At 51.2% G+C, this 18,251-nt stretch carries 14 protein-coding genes and 3 pseudogenes; 15 read left to right on the top strand and 2 right to left on the bottom strand.

What is annotated here, in order from left to right:
• The coding region (locus ACLTD4_RS26865; protein WP_412331705.1) for a DUF5050 domain-containing protein at window positions 1–525 on the top strand (525 nt) is incomplete at its 5' end.
• A gap of 75 nt (window positions 526–600) precedes the next feature.
• On the opposite strand, the gene sigG is transcribed toward ACLTD4_RS26865, so the two are convergent.
• Both sigG and ACLTD4_RS26875 read right to left on the bottom strand, forming a co-directional pair.
• A complete protein-coding gene (sigG, locus tag ACLTD4_RS26870) occupies window positions 601–1,377 on the bottom strand; it encodes an RNA polymerase sporulation sigma factor SigG (RefSeq protein ID WP_002603571.1) in 777 nt (258 codons plus the stop codon).
• A 199-nt stretch (window positions 1,378–1,576) separates the two neighbouring features.
• Entirely contained in the window at window positions 1,577–2,341 is a 765-nt protein-coding gene (locus tag ACLTD4_RS26875; protein WP_117621659.1) for a type III pantothenate kinase, read from the bottom strand.
• A 342-nt stretch (window positions 2,342–2,683) separates the two neighbouring features.
• On the opposite strand from ACLTD4_RS26875, the gene coaBC reads away from it, so the two are divergent.
• The 14 genes and pseudogenes from coaBC to ACLTD4_RS26945 all read left to right on the top strand — a co-directional run.
• The gene (coaBC, locus tag ACLTD4_RS26880) at window positions 2,684–3,883 is read left to right on the top strand and encodes a bifunctional phosphopantothenoylcysteine decarboxylase/phosphopantothenate--cysteine ligase CoaBC (protein WP_117621660.1); all 1,200 of its coding nucleotides are present in this window, start codon (window positions 2,684–2,686) and stop codon (window positions 3,881–3,883) included.
• A gap of 27 nt (window positions 3,884–3,910) precedes the next feature.
• Window positions 3,911–4,735: an alpha/beta hydrolase gene (locus ACLTD4_RS26885; protein ID WP_117621661.1), complete on the top strand. Its 825-nt coding sequence runs from the start codon at window positions 3,911–3,913 to the stop codon at window positions 4,733–4,735.
• A gap of 93 nt (window positions 4,736–4,828) precedes the next feature.
• A complete protein-coding gene (locus ACLTD4_RS26890; protein WP_055653100.1) occupies window positions 4,829–6,421 on the top strand; it encodes a peptide chain release factor 3 in 1,593 nt (530 codons plus the stop codon).
• Window positions 6,422–6,449: 28 nt separating this feature from the next.
• A complete protein-coding gene (locus ACLTD4_RS26895; RefSeq protein ID WP_002603576.1) occupies window positions 6,450–6,902 on the top strand; it encodes a GatB/YqeY domain-containing protein in 453 nt (150 codons plus the stop codon).
• A gap of 34 nt (window positions 6,903–6,936) precedes the next feature.
• The gene (locus ACLTD4_RS26900) at window positions 6,937–8,340 is read left to right on the top strand and encodes a Sapep family Mn(2+)-dependent dipeptidase (RefSeq protein ID WP_117621662.1); all 1,404 of its coding nucleotides are present in this window, start codon (window positions 6,937–6,939) and stop codon (window positions 8,338–8,340) included.
• 454 nt (window positions 8,341–8,794) lie between these two features.
• The gene (locus ACLTD4_RS26905; RefSeq protein WP_002603579.1) at window positions 8,795–9,817 is read left to right on the top strand and encodes a methionine ABC transporter ATP-binding protein; all 1,023 of its coding nucleotides are present in this window, start codon (window positions 8,795–8,797) and stop codon (window positions 9,815–9,817) included.
• Window positions 9,807–10,472: pseudogene (locus tag ACLTD4_RS26910) on the top strand (methionine ABC transporter permease). The gene ACLTD4_RS26905 and the pseudogene ACLTD4_RS26910 overlap by 11 nt, the downstream one beginning before the upstream one ends.
• 130 nt (window positions 10,473–10,602) lie before the next feature.
• Window positions 10,603–11,503, top strand: a pseudogene (locus ACLTD4_RS26915) (MetQ/NlpA family ABC transporter substrate-binding protein).
• Between the two features lie 192 nt (window positions 11,504–11,695).
• A complete protein-coding gene (locus tag ACLTD4_RS26920; RefSeq protein ID WP_117621664.1) occupies window positions 11,696–13,585 on the top strand; it encodes a sensor histidine kinase in 1,890 nt (629 codons plus the stop codon).
• The gene (locus tag ACLTD4_RS26925) at window positions 13,560–15,056 is read left to right on the top strand and encodes a response regulator (RefSeq protein WP_117621665.1); all 1,497 of its coding nucleotides are present in this window, start codon (window positions 13,560–13,562) and stop codon (window positions 15,054–15,056) included. Before ACLTD4_RS26920 ends, ACLTD4_RS26925 begins: the two co-directional genes overlap by 26 nt.
• 145 nt (window positions 15,057–15,201) lie before the next feature.
• Window positions 15,202–16,323, top strand: coding sequence for a BMP family lipoprotein (locus ACLTD4_RS26930; protein WP_117621666.1), 1,122 nt, complete (start codon window positions 15,202–15,204; stop codon window positions 16,321–16,323).
• 26 nt (window positions 16,324–16,349) lie between these two features.
• Window positions 16,350–17,183 (top strand): ATP-binding cassette domain-containing protein, encoded by an 834-nt coding sequence (locus ACLTD4_RS26935; protein WP_412331706.1) that lies wholly within the window; start codon window positions 16,350–16,352, stop codon window positions 17,181–17,183.
• Window positions 17,184–17,864, top strand: a complete 681-nt coding sequence (locus ACLTD4_RS26940) for an ATP-binding cassette domain-containing protein (RefSeq protein WP_412331707.1) — start codon at window positions 17,184–17,186, stop codon at window positions 17,862–17,864.
• Window positions 17,861–18,251: pseudogene (locus ACLTD4_RS26945) on the top strand (ABC transporter permease); the annotation flags it as partial. The gene ACLTD4_RS26940 and the pseudogene ACLTD4_RS26945, both read left to right, overlap by 4 nt.

Here is an 18,251-nt window from a genome sequence, read left to right on the forward strand (position 1 = left end):
GGAAGGATCTACTATTACGGTGCGGCGAAGGCGGATATACTGAGCTTTAAATCTCATTCCCTGATCGGAATCCGCACGGATGGCAGCGACCGCCGGGTAGCCGGGATCGACTACTCGGTTTGCAGGGGGCTGTCCTACGACAACGGCTATCTCTATTATGAAGGCTGGAAAAATGCCATGGAGTTCCCGCGCCCGATTTACCGCATGAAGCCTGATTTCAGTGAGATAACAAAGCTGGGAGATTTTAACGGAAACCTGATATCCGTGGTGGATGGAACCTTCTATCTGTTAAGCGCGGAAAAACCAGCCATCGTGCTGACGCGGGAAGGCCGCTTTGATGAGGTCATGTATTACGATAAGTGCGGATACGACGCGAAGAACTATGAGTGCGTGGCGGCGTCCGCGGCCGACGGGAAGCTTGCGATGAAGTTCGTGAATCTGTCGGAGAACGGGGAGTATGTGAATTATGAGATTCCGATGGCGGCGGGGGATTTGTGGAAGAAGACGCCTGTTAAAAAGAAATAGCAGAAAGAAGCAGTAGCCTGGAAAACGGGTTATCTGCTTCTTCCTTTTTGTATACTGATATATTTCTCTCTATTTTTACGAAAGGTATCCCTTCATGCTTTTGAGTGCGTTTTTTTCCAGACGGCTGACCTGGGCCTGGCTGATGTGAATCTCCTCGGCTACCTCAGTCTGGGTCTTTCCCTCGAAGAAGCGCATGTCGATAATGTGGCGTTCCCGTTCGGGAAGGCGTTTCATGGCTTCATTTAAGGAGATGTCCTCCACCCAGTTTTCCTCCAGATTCTTTTTGTCGCTGATCTGGTCCATGACGAAGAGTGGATCACCGCCGTCGGAATATACAGGCTCGTACAGGCTGACAGGGCTCTGAATGGCATCCAGAGCATAGGTGATGTCCTCCTTGCTGACGCCGATTTCATTGGCGATTTCCATGATGGTAGGCTCTTTTAAGTTTTTCTTCATGAGATTTTCTTTTGCATAGATGGCTTTATAGGCGGTGTCGCGTAAGGAACGGCTGACACGGATCGAATTGTTATCCCGAAGATAGCGGCGTACCTCGCCGAGTATCATGGGAACGGCATACGTTGAAAAGCGTACGTTCTGTGTAATGTCAAAATTGTCAATGGCTTTGATCAGGCCGATGCAGCCAATCTGGAACAAGTCGTCCACATTTTCGTTACTGCCTGAAAAACGCTGTATGACACTGAGAACCAGTCTTAAGTTACCCTTAATATATTCCTCTCTGGCTTCCATATCGCCATCCAGGATCCTCTTAAATAAGGCTTCTTTTTCTTCGTTGTTTAAAAGGGGCAGCTTTGAAGTGTTAACGCCGCAGATCTCTACTTTGTATACAGGCATGTCTTTCCCTCCGCATCATTCTTTTTAGTCATAAAGGAATGATGTACTTATTCAGAGGCTTTTATACGATGCCAGATTTAAATTTTATTTCCATTTTCTGGCGGCGGTCCGCAAAGTGCCTGTTTATCGCATTGGCTCATACATCAGGTGCGCAGATGAGCCAGTGAATGTTTGCGGTCCGCCGCGTGAGCTGCGGATTTTATTTGTTTTTTTCGTAAAGAATGAGGAGACCTTTTAATAAAAGCGCCTCATCGTAATTGATTTTATGACGGCAGAGCGGGAGGACGGAAGGGGCCAGACCGCCCGTGGCTACAAGGCTTGCGGCCTGGCCCAGCTCTTCTTCCATGCGGTCGATGATGCCGTCAATCATGGCGGCATTGCCATAGAGAATACCGTTTTTCATGCAGTCGATGGTGTTCTTGCCGATGACCCGGGCCGGTCTGTTTAAACCGATGTAGGGAAGCTGGGCCGCGCGGCTGCTCAAAGAATCCAGAGAAACCCGGAGCCCCGGGAAAATGATGCCGCCCGTATAGTTGCCCGCCCTGTCAATGACGGACATGGTGGTGGCGGTTCCCATGTCGATGATAATAATGGGAGACGGGTAATCCTTAAGCGCGGCCACGGCGTCAACAATTAAGTCGCTCCCCACGGTCTTCGGATTATCCATGATGATATTAAGTCCCGTTTTCATGCCCGAGCCAACCAGCATGGGCGTCTTACCGGTGATTTTCTTAACTGCAGAGAGCACCACGTCTGTCAGCGGCGGAACGACGGAAGAGACCACGGCCCCTTCAATCGAGGAAAGCGGCAGGTTATGGATTGCCATAATGTCTTTGATATTAACTGCGTATTCCAGGTCTGTCTTCCCCAGGTTCGTGGTGACACGCTCCACAAACCAGGTGCGGTTGTCATCAATACCGCCGATTACAATATTGCTGTTTCCCATGTCAATTGCTAAAATCATAAAGGGAACTCCTTTCCAAAATTTAGAGGTTATGGTATACTATGAGCACTTAGTGAGGTTTTTCACGAACTTAGTGCGAGTCATACCTGAGTACTTAATGAGGTCTTTCACGAATTTAGTACGAATGGTATACTATGAGCACTTAGTGAGGTTTCTCACGAACTTAGTGCGAGTCATACCTGAGTACTTAATGAGGTCTTTCACGAATTTAGTACGAATGGTATACTATGAGCACTTAGTGAGGTTTTTCATGAACTTAGTTAGGTTTTTCACGAGTTTACCACATTTTAGGCAAAATAACAATGTAGGCAGAAATAAAAAGAAGCGAGGCAGGAGACGTTTATGCTGAAAGGAAAACATGTTGTTCTGGGAATTACGGGAAGTATCGCGGCATACAAGACGGCCGGACTGGCAAGCATGCTGGTGAAAAAGGGCTGCCATGTCCATGTACTGATGACAGAGAATGCGACTAATTTTATCAATCCGATCACGTTTGAGACATTGACAGGAAATAAATGCCTTGTAGATACCTTTGACCGGAATTTTGAATTCAGCGTGGAGCATGTGGCGCTCGCCAAGCAGGCGGACGTGGTGATGATTGCCCCGGCTTCCGCCAACTCCATCGCAAAGCTGGCTCACGGGCTGGCCGATGATATGCTGACGACGACCGTGCTGGCCTGCCGCTGCAGGAAGATCATTGCACCGGCCATGAACACGAATATGTATGAAAACCCGATTGTTCAGGATAATATAAAGATTTGTGAAAAGTATGGGATGAAAGTGATAAAACCGGCGGTGGGTTACTTGGCCTGCGGCGATACGGGAGCGGGAAAGATGCCGGAGCCGGTCGAGCTGTTCGACTACATTGAACAGGAGATCGGGGCGCAGAAGGATCTGGAGGGAAAGAAGATTCTCGTCACAGCGGGCCCAACGAGAGAGGCGATTGATCCGGTCCGCTATATCACCAACCATTCTACCGGCAAGATGGGCTATGCCGTCGCTAAGGCCGCGGCTCTGCGAGGGGCCGATGTGACGCTGGTGACCGGAAAGACAGACACGCCCAAACCGCGTTTCGTAAAGCTGATCGAGATCCAAAGCGCCGCAGATATGTTCGAGGCGGTGACGGCAGCGGCGGCGGAACAGGATATTATCATTAAGGCGGCGGCCGTGGCGGATTACCGGCCTAAATCAGTGGGCACGGAAAAGACGAAGAAGACGGAAGGAGATATGGCGATCGAGCTGGAGCGGACCGATGACATTTTAAAATGGCTGGGCGCGCACCGGAGGGAAGGCCAGTTTCTCTGCGGATTTTCCATGGAAACCCAGAATATGCTGGAGAATTCCAGGGTGAAGCTGGATAAAAAGAATATTGACATGATTGTGGCAAATAATCTGAAGGTGGAAGGCGCCGGCTTCGGCACCGATACGAACGTCGTGACCATCATCACGAGAGAGCGGAATCTGGAGCTGGAGAAGATGACGAAGGAAGAGGTCGCCGACCGGCTGCTGGATGAGATACTTGCCGTATCAGCAGATAAATAAAATGGAATGACAAAGGGGAAAATCATCATGAATACAGAGAAAAAAGAAATTATAGTTCCGGGGCAGCTGACAGGACCAGCGCTGCTCACCGGATATCTGATAAAAGAAGTGAGTGTGGCGCCGGACAGAAAGCGGCCGGCTGTGATCGTCTGTGCCGGAGGCGGATACTGGCAGAGATCGGATCGGGAGAGTGAGCCCCTGGCGCTTCAGTTTATGGCCATGGGATGCCATGCCTTTATTCTCGACTACAGCGTTGCCCCGAACCATTTCCCAACCTCTGTGAGAGAGCTTGGGGAAGCGGTTGCCTATATCAGGGAACACGCGGCAGAGTGGAAGGTCGATCCGGCAAAGATCATCGTGTGCGGTTCTTCCGCTGCGGGCCATCTGGCCTGCAGTCTCGGCGTATTCTGGGACAATGAGCTGGTATATGATGCGATCGGCAGAACACCCGCACAGATTCGCCCGGATGGCCTGATCCTGTGTTATCCGGTCATTACAGGCGGCGAGTACGCGCACGTGAACTCCTTTAAGCGTCTGCTAGGGGACGATGTGACCCAGGAACAGAGAGACGCGGTTTCCCTGGAGAATTTTGTGACGGAACAGACGCCGAGGGCATTTATCTGGCATACGTATACGGACGAAAACGTTCCAGTGGAAAACAGCCTGCTTCTGGCAGCCGCTATGAAACGAAAGAATGTCAACTTTGAACTTCATATCTATCCCACCGGCGGCCACGGACTTTCTCTGGCCGACGAGGAGACGGCCGGGAACGGCTTCCAGGTGGTGGAACAGTGCCAGAGCTGGATTCCTCTCGTGAAAATGTGGTTGAAGCATTTCGATGCGTCCTGTTAAAGAGGAATGTCCGCTTCACCACATGAATCTTGACTTTGTAATGGAATAATAATACAATAAAAAAGATTGACACGTAAAATTGGAGGAAACATTTTGTCGAATATAACTGAAGAAATAAAGAAGAGAAGAACCTTTGCCATCATTTCCCACCCCGATGCCGGTAAGACGACATTGACGGAAAAGTTTCTGCTTTACGGAGGCGCCATTAATCTGGCTGGCTCTGTTAAGGGAAGAAAGGCGGCAAAGCATGCGGTCTCAGACTGGATGGAGATCGAGAAGGAGAGAGGTATTTCCGTTACCTCCTCGGTAATGCAGTTTAATTACGACGGTTACTGCATCAATATCCTGGATACCCCGGGGCATCAGGATTTCTCGGAGGACACATACCGGACCCTTATGGCGGCGGATTCCGCGGTCATGGTCATAGACGGTTCCAAGGGTGTTGAGGCGCAGACGATCAAGCTGTTCAAGGTCTGTGTCATGCGCCACATCCCCATATTTACCTTTATCAACAAGATGGACCGGGAAGCCAGGGATCCGTTTGAACTGATGGACGAGATCGAGACGGTGCTTGGAATCCGCACCTGTCCGGTCAACTGGCCGATCGGCTGCGGCCATGAGTTCAAGGGTGTCTACGACAGAAACAAGAAGACGATTACCACCTTCCAGGCCGCCATGGGCGGACAGAAGACGGTTGATGCCACTGAGGTACTTTTAGGCGATCCGCAGGTGGACTGGCTGATCGGTGAGGATTACCACCACCAGCTGATGGAGGACATCGAACTGCTGGATGGAGCCAGTGACGAACTGGATATGGATCGTGTCGGGAAAGGGAACTTGTCACCGGTATTTTTCGGATCGGCGCTGACGAATTTCGGCGTGGAGACATTTTTACAGCATTTCCTTCAGATGACGACAACGCCGCTGCCGAGACTGGCGGATAAGGGTGTGATCGATCCGTTTGAAGAGAAATTTTCGGCCTTTGTGTTTAAGATCCAGGCGAACATGAATAAGGCCCACCGCGACAGAATCGCATTTATGCGAATCGTATCCGGGAAGTTTGAGGCCGGCATGGAGGTAAACCACGTGCAGGGCGGCAGGAAACTCCGGCTGTCCCAGCCGCAGCAGATGATGGCTCAGGACAGAAAGATCGTGGAGGAAGCGTACGCAGGCGATATTATCGGCGTTTTCGATCCGGGTATTTTCTCCATCGGAGACACGCTGTGCCTGTCCAATGAGAAGTTTGAATATGAGGGAATCCCCACGTTCGCGCCGGAGCATTTTGCCAGAGTGCGCCAGATGGACACCATGAAGCGGAAGCAATTTATAAAGGGCGTGAATCAGATCGCCCAGGAAGGCGCCATCCAGATTTTCCAGGAATTCAATACGGGCATGGAGGAGATCATCGTCGGAGTAGTCGGCGAACTGCAGTTCGAGGTTCTCACCTACCGTCTGGAAAATGAGTACAACGTGGAAGTCAAGCTGGAGAAGCTCCCGTATGAATACATCCGCTGGATAGAGAATAAGGATGAGATTGACGTGGCGAAGATTCAGGGAACCTCCGACATGAAGCGCATCAAGGATTTGAAGGATAATCCGCTTCTGCTGTTTGTCAACAGCTGGAGCGTGGGCATGGTTCTGGACCGCAATCCGGGCCTGAAGCTCAGTGAGTTCGGTAAAAATTAACGGGTAAATCAATAAGGAGGCAGCAGATATGAGTAAGATTGATGTAGTCAGGGCAGCGATGGTAGAAGCCATGAAGGCGAAAGACAAGCAGAGGAAAGATGCATTATCCATGCTTCTTTCTGCACTGAAGAATTTCGAAATCGATAAAAAGGATCACGAGCCGATTACCGAGGACGAGGCGAATACGGTTGTGAAGAAAGAGATCAAGCAGTCCCAGGAGACCTTTGATACAGCGCCTGCGGACCGGGATGACATCCGCGAGGAGGCGGCTTACCGCCTGTCAGTTTATAAGGAATTTGCGCCCGAGGATATGAGCGAGGAGCAGATCCGTGAGGTAGTGACAGCCGTATTGGCTGAGCTGGAGATCGAAAAGCCGGCGCCGTCAGACAAGGGAAAGATTATGAAAGTCCTGATGCCGAAGGTAAAAGGCAAGGCGGACGGCAAGGCTGTTAATGAGATTCTGGCTTCCATGATGAAATAACACGCGGCTTTACCGCCGCAGGAAAGGATAAGACATGTACAGAAAAGAGATTGAAGAGTTTATCGAGGCACACAGACAGGAGATGCTTGATGACATCTGTACTCTGTGCCGCATTAACAGTGAGAAAATGCCGTATAAAGAAGGCATGCCATACGGTCAGGGAGCATTTACCGCACTGGCTGAGGCACTTTCCATGGCTGAGGCCTATGGCTTCTCCATCACCAATTACGATAATTACGTGGGAACCGCAGACCTGAATGATAAAGAGAGCCAGCTGGATATTCTGGCCCATCTCGATGTCGTTCCGGCAGGAGAAGGCTGGAAGGAAACTGAACCGTTTGAGCCGGTGGTAAAGGGCGATAAGCTCTTTGGACGCGGCACCGCGGATGACAAGGGACCGGCAGTCGCAGCGCTATACGCCATGAGAGCCGTGAAAGAGCTGGGAGTTCCTCTTAAGAAGAATGCACGCCTGATTCTGGGAACCGACGAGGAGTGCGGAAGCTCTGACATTGCGCATTACTATGCGATTGAAAAAGAGGCTCCGATGACCTTTTCACCGGACGGCTCCTACCCGGTGGTCAACACGGAAAAAGGCTCATTAAACGGTCATTTCACCGCTTCCTTCGCTCCGTCTGAGGCACTGCCGAAGCTGGTTTCCGTGGAAGCCGGCATCAAGGTCAATGTAGTGCCGGGAAAAGCCCGTGCTGTGGTTCAGGGAATCGATGTGGATGTAATGGAAAAGGCCGCTGAGGCAGTGACCGGAGAAACAGGAATCCGTTTTGAATTCGAAGTGGAGGAAGATTTTGCGACGATCACAGCCATCGGTGAAGGCGCTCATGCGTCCAAACCGGAAGAGGGCAACAACGCGCTGACAGGTCTTCTTGTCCTGATTCAGAGACTGCCGTTTGCGGCCTGCGAGCAGATCAGTACCATTGGACGCCTTCTGGAACTGATTCCTCACGGCGACACCTCCGGTAATGCTCTGGGAATCGCCATGAGCGATGAGATCTCAGGAGATTTAACGCTGGCTTTCAGCCTGCTTACCATCTCTGACAGCGAGCTGGATGGTACGTTCGACAGCCGATGCCCGATCTGCGCCACAAAAGAGAATGTGCTGGATGTAGCAAAGGCAAAGATGGCGGAAAAAGGCTTTACCCTTCTGAATGACTCCATGAGGCCGCCTCATCACGTGGATGGAGATTCCGAATTTATCAGCACGCTTCTTCGCACCTACGAGGAGTATACAGGCCGTAAGGGCGAGTGTATCGCCATCGGAGGCGGTACCTACGTTCACGAGCTGAAGAACGGAGTCGCTTTTGGCGCCGCCATGCCGGAGACGGATAACCGCATGCACGGAGCCGATGAGTTCGCAGTCATCGAGGAACTCATCGTCAGCGCAAAGATGTTTGCACAGGTAATTATCGATCTCTGTTCCTAAAATCCGTCTGTCAGACGAATTAATACTTGACAAATGGTATGATGTAGCGTAAAATACGCCTCATAAGTTAAAATCCTAGTCGAACTATAGGAATAGGCGAAGGGAGAAACCGCTATGAACCAGTTTAAAGCCATGCAGATGAATATGTACATGATGAACGGCATGATGATGTGCCGTATGTCAATGTGCGTAAAAAATCGAAAATGATATTCATTTGTATGGATTGTGATTGAAGTTTATGGCAAACAGGGAGATTGAATCTTGAATCGCTGTGGTCGCAAGTCTGTGCAGGGCTTGCGGCCTTTTTGTGTAATAGGGAAGTTGCTCCTTTATCGGGTATGCGCACTCCGCGCTGAGGAAGCCTGGCCGCTGAAGCAGCCGTGCTTGTGCGAGCCGGCCTGCCGGATTCGGGCATACCCGTTAAACAGTATGGAAAAGAAAGGAAACGAAAGACATGCAGTCATCAGAACCAATTATTCAGCTGGTGGGGCTGGGCAAGGAGTTTAGGACGTCGGGCGGCCCGATCAAGGCGCTGGACGACATCAACCTAACGATCTGCCAGGGAGAAGTTTTTGGAATTATCGGTCTTTCCGGTGCGGGAAAGAGTACGCTGGTACGATGCATCAATTATCTGGAGGTGCCGACTTCCGGAGAGGTCCTGTTTGAGAACAGGAGCCTGGCGTCCATGTCCAGACGGGATCAGAGAAAGGCGAGACAGTCCATGGGCATGATCTTCCAGCAGTTTAACCTGCTGGCACAGAGAAATGTCATTCAGAATGTCTGCTTTCCGCTGGAGATCGCAGGCGCACCGAAGAAAGAAGCGAGAGAGCGGGCCATGGAGCTGTTAGGGCTTGTAGGGCTTGCGGACCGCAAGGACGCGTATCCGTCTCAGCTTTCGGGGGGACAGAAGCAGAGGGTGGCGATCGCCAGGGCACTGGCTACTAATCCGAAGATCCTCTTATGTGATGAGGCTACCAGCGCGCTGGACCCCAACACCACGAAGTCGATCCTGGCCCTGTTAAAAGAGATTAACAAAACCATGGGCGTTACGGTAGTCGTGATCACCCATGAGATGACCGTCATCGAAGCGATCTGCGACCGCGTGGCCATCATTGACCAGAGCCACATCGCAGAAGTGGGAAGCGTATCGGAGATATTCTCCGAACCGAAATCGAAGATCGGGCGGCAGCTGATCTTAGGAGACGCGGCCGAACAGGCGGCGAGATTTGGAAAGTCCAGGCGGGTGAGAATCTCCTTCGACGGACGTTCCTCCTTTGAACCGGTGTTATCCAATATGATCCTGGCCTGCAAGGTGCCGGTGAATATTATCCACGCGGAGACGCGCGACATAAACGGAACGGCCATGGGACAGATGGTGATCCAGCTTCCCGAGGATGAGGTCGATGCTAACCGGGTGGCCAATTACTTAAAAACAGCCAAAGTACCATTTGAGGAGGTGACGGATTATGACATTTGATGCCGCTACATTCGATATGCTAAAAACAGGAATTTGGGAGACACTGTTCATGACCTTTACTTCTTCCTTCTTTGCCTATCTAATCGGGATTCCGCTGGGAATTATCCTGATTGTGACGGATAAGGACGGACTCCGGCCGATTCCATGGCTTCAGAAGATTCTCGGCCTGGCCATCAACCTGCTTCGTTCGGTGCCGTTTATCATCCTTCTGATCATGGTGATTCCGCTTACGTAAAAGATCGTCGGAACGACGCTGGGCGCCAAGGCGGTGATCCCGCCGCTGGTAATCGCGGCCGCGCCCTATGTGGCGAGAGTCGTGGAGTCGTCCTTCAAGGAAGTGGATGCGGGAGTCATCGAGGCAGCCAAGTCCATGGGAGCCTCCACCGTGCAGATAGTATGGAAGGTGCTCCTTCCGGAAGCGAAGCCTTCCCTGCTTGTGGGAGCCGCGCTGTCGGTGACCACCATCCTGTCCTATTCGGCCATGTCCGGCTTTGTCGGAGGCGGCGGTCTGGGCGATATTGCCATCAAATACGGCTATTACCGCTATCAGACAGAGATGATGTTCGTAACCGTGGCGATTCTCGTTATCATTGTCCAGATCATACAGGAGGCGGGCATGAAGCTGTCCCGCGTCAGCGATAAGCGAATCCGCTAGATCATAGATCATAAAGAAGTAATGGCCGTAAGGCGTTACCATAAAAACGATCACTCGCACGCTATGCGCACGAGTCACCGTAACAATCAAGAGGCGCAGGAAACTGCACAACAAAAAGGAGGAAACAATTATGAAAAAATCACTTTACGTACTGGCTGCCGCGCTGCTTGCAGCGGGAGCACTGACCGCCTGCGGCGGAAACAGCAAGGAGACGAATGCCGAGACGACAACAGCGGCTGTTACAGAGTCCAAGGAGACCGAAAGCGCTGCACCGGCCGATGAGACAACGGCAGCAGCCGGAGAATTAAAGAAGCTGGTGGTGGGAGCATCCCCGGCACCTCACGCAGAGATCTTAAAGGCAGCCAAGGACATTTTAAAGGAAAAGGGTTACGATCTGGTAATCAAGGAGTACACCGATTACGTACAGCCGAATTTGGCGCTGGAATCCGGTGATCTGGATGCCAACTACTTCCAGCACTTCCCATACTTAGAGCAGTTCAACCAGAAAACGGCCGGATCTCGTATCCGCAGGTGCAATCCACTACGAACCGTTCGGAATCTATGCAGGAAAGACCGCTTCCCTGGCAGATTTAGCGGACGGAGCGCAGGTAGCGGTACCGAACGATGTATCCAATGAGGCGAGAGCACTTCTTCTCCTGTCTGACAACGGCCTGATCGAGTTAAAGGAAGGCGTTGGTCTGGAAGCAACAAAGAATGACATTGTAAAGAATGACAAGAACTTAAAGATCATGGAAATCGAGGCCGCACAGCTTCCGCGCTCCCTGGGTGATGTGGACATCGCCGTTATCAACGGCAACTACGCCATCGAGGCAGGCTTAAAGGTGACGGATGCTCTGGTTACCGAGGATTCCCAGTCGATCGCAGCCACCACATACGGCAACGTCGTAGCGGTTCGCGCAGGCGAGGAGAAATCCGACGCGACTCTGGCTCTGATTGATGCGCTGACAAGCGATACCGTAAAGAAGTATATTGAAGACACGTATCAGGGTGCAGTAGTTCCGTTATTCTAAGATATGTAAATGGGAACAGTACCGCCGGATTATTGGCGGGCTGTTCTTTTTTTGGCGAAATGCGGCGGAGCAGGGGTCTGGCGGGCGGCAATCTTTGCTCAGACGTCATTGAAAATCCATATTCTCTGTGGTAAAGTATAACCATATTAAAATAGAAGAGTATGCAGCCCTGCACGGCTGCCGGAGAACCATATGAGGGGATGGAACGAGATACGAAGCCGGATCAGTGACAGCATCCGGGAGATGAAGCATGCGGCGCCGAAAGGTTCCGGAAGAAGACTCAGCTATATGAAGCGTTATTTCCTGAAGATGCTTCTGCTGATCATCATACTGGTGGGCGTTCTGGTGTTCATGATGACCAGGTTCTCCAAGAGCGTGGTGGGGGATGAGATCATCAGCCTGCACCGTTCGATCTTAAACCAGACGATCCGGCAGCCGGCCGAGACCATCCGGAGTCTTAAGGAAAGTCTGGAAAAGATTACGGAAAACACCCGCGTGATCGACTGGATCGTAGGCGGTGAGGGGGACACGGAAGAGATCGACGCGTATATCCGCGATGAGATCTACGGGAATTACAAGAAAGGCAATAAGTTCCGGATCTATATTTACGATCTGGATGAGCTGCGTTATGCCAGTGACTCTCCGGAGCTGCCGGAGGAGGAGGCCAGGGAGGCGCTTAAGCAGGCGGCGCTTCTGGAGCAGAAAAATCCGAAGGACAATCGATATCTGGGCGGGCCGCTGCAGAGCGGGCAGGAGCAGGGACTTTACCGCCACAGCTTTTACCTGACCCAGCCAATTAAGGACCTCTTAAGCGGCAGTGTACGCGGTTATGCCCTGATGCAGTTCAGCGAGGTGGTTCTGTACGATTCCTATTCGGACATGATTGAAAAAGACAGGGATTACTGCATTGTGGACGCGGAAGGCATCGTGCTGTCCGGCAAGAATAAGAACCATATCGGGCTGCCCTACCAGAAAAATGATATCGTCATCGAGAACCGGGAGGCCCTTGGCTCCGGTTATGGGATATCGAAAGCATTTCCGGATAATGTCTATTTCTATGAGAATATCTCAGGAACGGAGTGGTTCCTGCTGGAGAATGCGGATATCCACCATCTCTTTGCGCCGATCGACCGGATGACGTTTTTCTCCTTTCTGCTGCTGGCAGTGTTCGCCGTCTGTTTTCTGCCGGTGACAGCCGTCTCCCTCCGTGTGATATTAAAGCCGATCGACGCCATAAAGAATAAGATGGACATGGTGGCCCGCGGAGAACTTCAGGCCAGGATCGAGGAGGCGGAAAAGGGAAAAGGAGAGCTTTCCGAGATCGCTGATTCCTTCAATTACATGGTCGGGAAGCTGGAGAGCCAGGTCGATGAGATCGGTGTGATGGAACGGAAAAAACATCTGCTGCAGCTGGATTTTTTACAGACGCAGATCAACCCGCATTTTATCTACAATACGCTCAGCTCCATCCGGTTTTATGTGGAGATGGGAAAAAATGAGGCCGCCGAGAAGATGCTGATCGATTTTTCCAAAATACTGAGAAAGACGCTCTCCAGTTCCGAAAAAATGATCAGCCTGAGAGAGGAGCGGGAGACTCTCCTCTATTATATTGACCTCCAGAAGGCAAGATACCGGGACCGTTTCGAGGTGGAGTTTGACATGCCGGAAAATACGCTTTCCTGTATTGTTCCGGATTTTATACTGCAGCCTATTGTGGAAAATGCAATCTTTTACAGCCTACAGAAGAAGCAGGTCTGCCATATCGTAATCAGGAGCTATCTCGATCCTGACGTACATCTGACAGAAAGCAATTTTCAAACACGCCCCAGGACGCTCTGTATCAGTGTAAAGGACGACGGAATCGGCATGGATGAGGATAAATTAAGCACTGTCCTGGATAAGGGCATGAATATGAACAAGGTTGGCCTGCGCAATGTGAACGAGAGATTAAAGCTGAATTTCGGCGAAGAATACGGGATCCGGATCTTAAGCGAGGAAGGTGTGGGAACCGAGGTGATCTTAAGTATGCCGGTAAATATGAGAGGAAAGAATTTAGATGAAAATACTGATAGCGGACGATGAAACACCCATCAGAGAATGGATACAATTCAGCATTGAACGCGGCAATCATCCGGATTTTGAGATAGTGGGAGTGGCGGAAAACGGAAACGATGCCCTGGAACTGGCGCTGGAACACCATGTGGATACAGTGATCACCGATATCAAAATGCCGGGGATGGATGGCCTGATGCTGATGAAGAAGCTTCTGGAAAAGATGCCGTACGTCTCGTTTATCATTCTTACAAACTATGCGGAATTTTCTTATGCCAGGGAGGCCATTACCTATGGAGCCAAGAAGTATTTTTTAAAGTCAGAGCTTCGCGGACAGGACATTCTGGAAGCGCTCTTAGAGATCGAGAGCGAGCGGGCGGCCCTTCTGGAAGCGAAGGAGGAGGACTGCTACTCAAACGGCTATCTCGATATCTTCACCTGCTGCCACCGCCTGGACGACGGTGCCTTTATCCGGTCGTTCTGGCAGAAACACCATTTTATGGAGGAGCTGGACTTCGCCGTCGTGGCGTTGAGAAGCCGGAGCAGTGAAGGACAGAAGGAGAAGCTGGACGGGTTTATCAGGGATCAGAAGCTTCATATTCTGCGGCCGGTGCTGAGAAATGAGAGTATTTACCTGATCCTGCAGGCGGAAAGCGGGGAACTGCTAAAGGAAGCCGTTCAGGCCTTTGTGAGCTACTGGAATGAACGGGAGCCTGGGATCATTGTCTCCAGCCGGAACCTGCACGGAATCGACCGGGTGATGGAAGGAATCGAAGAGGCGGAGCGGATGCTGCAGTATGATTTCTTCTATAAAAAGGGATTCTTTCCGGCGAAAATAGCGGAAAACGGCGAGCGGCTGGAACGGAATACAATTAAAAAGGAATGCCGGAAGCTCTTAAACCGCGTCATGCACGAGGACAGGGATACGCTGAATCAAAATATAGACCAGTGGTTTTCCTTTTTCGATCATGTTCCGTGCCAGGACGTGGGCTGGGCCAAGGAGGCCTGTATGAGTTTCGTTATGGGGCTGGAGGAGATTTTCCTGGAATACTGTAAAAACAGCCAGGAGGAGCCGGAGATCGACAGAGGATGGACCCTCGATAAATGCCGGGAATTCTGCACTTATATCATAGGGGAGCTTTACTCTGATAACTATTTAAACTATTCCCAGAGTGTCAGGGAGGCGATACAGTACATCCACGACAACTACGGGAACCAGGATCTCTCTTTAAAGGAGGTGGCCCAGGCGGTTTACCGGTCGCCGGAATATTTAAGCCGCCGGTTTAAATCGGAGACGGGAAAGAATTTCTCCGTTTATCTGATGCTTTACCGGCTGAATCAGGCGAAGGAGCTGCTGCTCTACACGGATATGCGGATTTATGAGGTTGCGTACGCGGTGGGATATGCCGCGCCGAGCTATTTTTCAAAGGTGTATCACGACTATATGGGAGTGACGCCGGAAATGACGAGATGTCAACAAAGTGACAGAAAGTCAGAATAGTGATAGATAAAAAAGCTGTGGACTGAAAAGAAGTTAAAATACTTCATGACAAAGTACACAGCTTTTATTTATGTTTTAAATGGAAATTAGTACAATATATACATGAAATACAGATGAAAATCTTGAAAAAAGAAGGAGAAGAGCAATGAAAAAGAGGATCGCAGCAGCAGCTATGGCAGTGATAATGGCGGTATCCATGACAGGATGTGCCGGAAAGACGGCAGACACGAAGGGGAGCCCGGAGGCCGCCGGAGCACAGGGAGGCACGGAAGCAGCCGGGACACAGGGAGGCACCGGTAAGGAGACTGCAAAAATCGGCGTGATCTTCGGTACCGGAGGACTTGGCGATAAGAACTTCAATGACATGGCATATGCCGGAATCATGAAGGCGCAGGAGGACTTAGGGATCGAGTTCGACTATGTGGAGCCCAATGCCATCAGTGATTTCGTTCCTCTGGGAAGGCAGTTCTCAGAGACGGAAGAATACGATCTGCTGATTGCTGTCGGTTCCGACCAGCAGGAGGCGGTAAAAGAGATCGCGGAAGAGTTCCCGGATCAGAGGATCGCACTGGTCGATGGAACGGAAGAGATCACCGGTGTGAGCACGCTTCAGACGGAGTGGTGTGAGCAGACCTTCCTTGCTGGCGTTATCGCGGGCCTGGGGACGAAGAGCAGTATGGACAAGGCGAATGCAGATAACGTCATTGGAGTCATCATCGGTGCGGACCAGCCTAATTTAAGAGAGGGCATCGTTGGGTTCACAGCGGGAGCAAAGTATGTGAATCCGGATGTGGAAGTGCTGGAAGGCGTTGTGGGAGCGTTTAACGATCCTGGAAAAGGCAAAGAGATCGGCCTTTCCATGTATAACAAGGGTGCTGACTTTATCCAGTGTATCGCCGGAGCATCCGGTCTGGGCGTGTTTGGCGCTGCAAAGGAAGCGGGACGCTACGCGTTCGGCGTCGGATCGAATCAGAATGCGGAGGACCCGGATTATATCGTGGCCTCTTCGGTCAGAAGCGTTGAAAACATGGTCTATAATGAAGTGAAAAAGGTGATCGACGGAACCTGGGAGCCGGGCCTCCATATGAGCGGCATCAGGGAGGGCGTCGTAGGCTGTGACACGGAAGGCTCCAATGTAGCCATTCCCGAGGAGATTCAGACGGCACTGAAGGATATCAGGGAAAAAATGGTGGCTGGAGAGCTGGTGCCATGTAAGACGGCAGATGAGCTTAACGCCTGGGTGGCTGAAAACCAGTATACGAAGTAGTCGGAATCGATTGGAGGAGACGGCTGATGGTTGTAGTTGAAATGAAAAATATTACGAAACAGTATCCTCTGGTTTTAGCGCTCAATCATGTGGATTTTTCCCTGAAAAAGGGAGAAATCCTCTCTCTTCTCGGAGAGAACGGGGCCGGGAAATCGACGTTGATGAAGATCCTTTACGGAATCTGCAAAGCGGATGAGGGAGAAATCCTGGTGGAGGGGAAAAAGGTAAACTTAAGGACGCCGAAGCAGGCGATTGATCTTGGAATCGGCATGGTGCACCAGCATTTTATGCTGACTCCGGTCTTGAGCGTCACGGAGAATATCGTAGTCGGACAGGAGCCGGTAAATGGAATTCTGTTTGATAAGGCGGCGGCCGAAAAGGAAGTTCAGGAGATGATCGAGCGGTATGGTTTCCACATATCCGCATCTCAGATCGTGAAGGAGCTTTCTGTGGGGGAACAGCAGAAGGTGGAGATATTAAAGGCCATCTACAGGAACGCGAAGATTCTCATCCTGGATGAGCCCACTGCGGTTCTGACTCCGCAGGAGGTCGAGGAGCTGTTTCATATTTTAAGAAGGTTAAAAGCGGCGGGAACCAGCATTATTATTATCACCCATAAGCTGAAGGAAACGTTGGAGATTGCTGACAGCATCAGCGTGCTGAGAGATGGCAGGATGATCGAGTCGGGTGTCTCCACCATAGGAGCGACTCCTGACAGTCTGGCCCAGATGATGGTTGGCCGAGAGGTGGAGCTGGGAATTCGGAGGAAGAGCGAGTGCGTTGGGGATACCAGGCTCGCGGTGCGGGATATTACGCTGAAGGAAAAGGGAAGAACCTTACTAAATCATGTGGGCTTTTAACTGAAAAGGGGAGAGATTCTGGGTATTGCGGGAATCGAAGGAAACGGGCAGACGGAGCTGATCGAATGTCTGACAGGGATTCGTAATCCTGACGTTCTGGACATGGAAAAGGACGGGGAGAAGATTTCAGGCAAGCCGAAAGATTTTATCCGGAAAAAGATCGGCCATATCCCGGAGGACCGCATGACCAGGGGGCTGATCCTGGAGCTATCGATTCTGGACAACCTGATACTTGGATATCAGGACCAGTTTCAGAACAGGGGAATTCTGGACAGAAAGAAGATCAGAAGCTTTTCCGAGGGGCTTTTAAAGGAGTTCCTGATCAAATCGCCCAATTCCGTGGTGAAATGCAGTGCCCTTTCCGGAGGAAATCAGCAGAAGGTGATTATCGCAAGGGTGTTCAGTGAAAATCCGGATATTATTATCGTCGCACAGCCGACCCGCGGCGTGGATATCGGTGCGATTGAATACATACACGACCGGCTGCTGAAGCTGAGAGACGAGGGGAAGGCCATCCTTTTGATTTCCGCCGACTTAGATGAGGTGAAGAATTTAAGTGACAGGCTGATGGTCATGTACGACGGCGAGATCGTGGCGGAAGGGGAACCGGCGGATTTTGACGATATGCAGCTGGGACTTCTGATGACAGGCGCAGTGGGGAAGGGGGGACAGAGAGCGTGAAGGCAGCAGGATTGCAATTCGATAAAAAAGAATTTCTGAATAAAAATATGTCTGCGGTGGCTCTGGTTCTGGCCCTGGTTCTGGGCGGAATCGCCATGCTGGTCTGTGGATACAATCCGTTTGAGGCGTACGGGTCCATTTTAAAGGGGGCGTTTATTGGCAGGAAGGCCATCTGCCAGACGCTGGTGCAGGCGACTCCCTTAATCTTTGCAGGACTTGCTTACACGGTTGCAAAGAAAGCGAATCTGATCAACTTAGGAATTGAAGGGCAGCTTTACATGGGCGCCCTTGGTACCAGCCTGATCGCCCTGATGCCGGTCAATCTGCCTGGTGTGATCTGGATCCCGCTGTCACTTCTGGGCGGAATCATCTTCGGCGGACTGTATG

The sequence above is a fragment of the Hungatella sp. genome, from assembly GCF_046966825.1.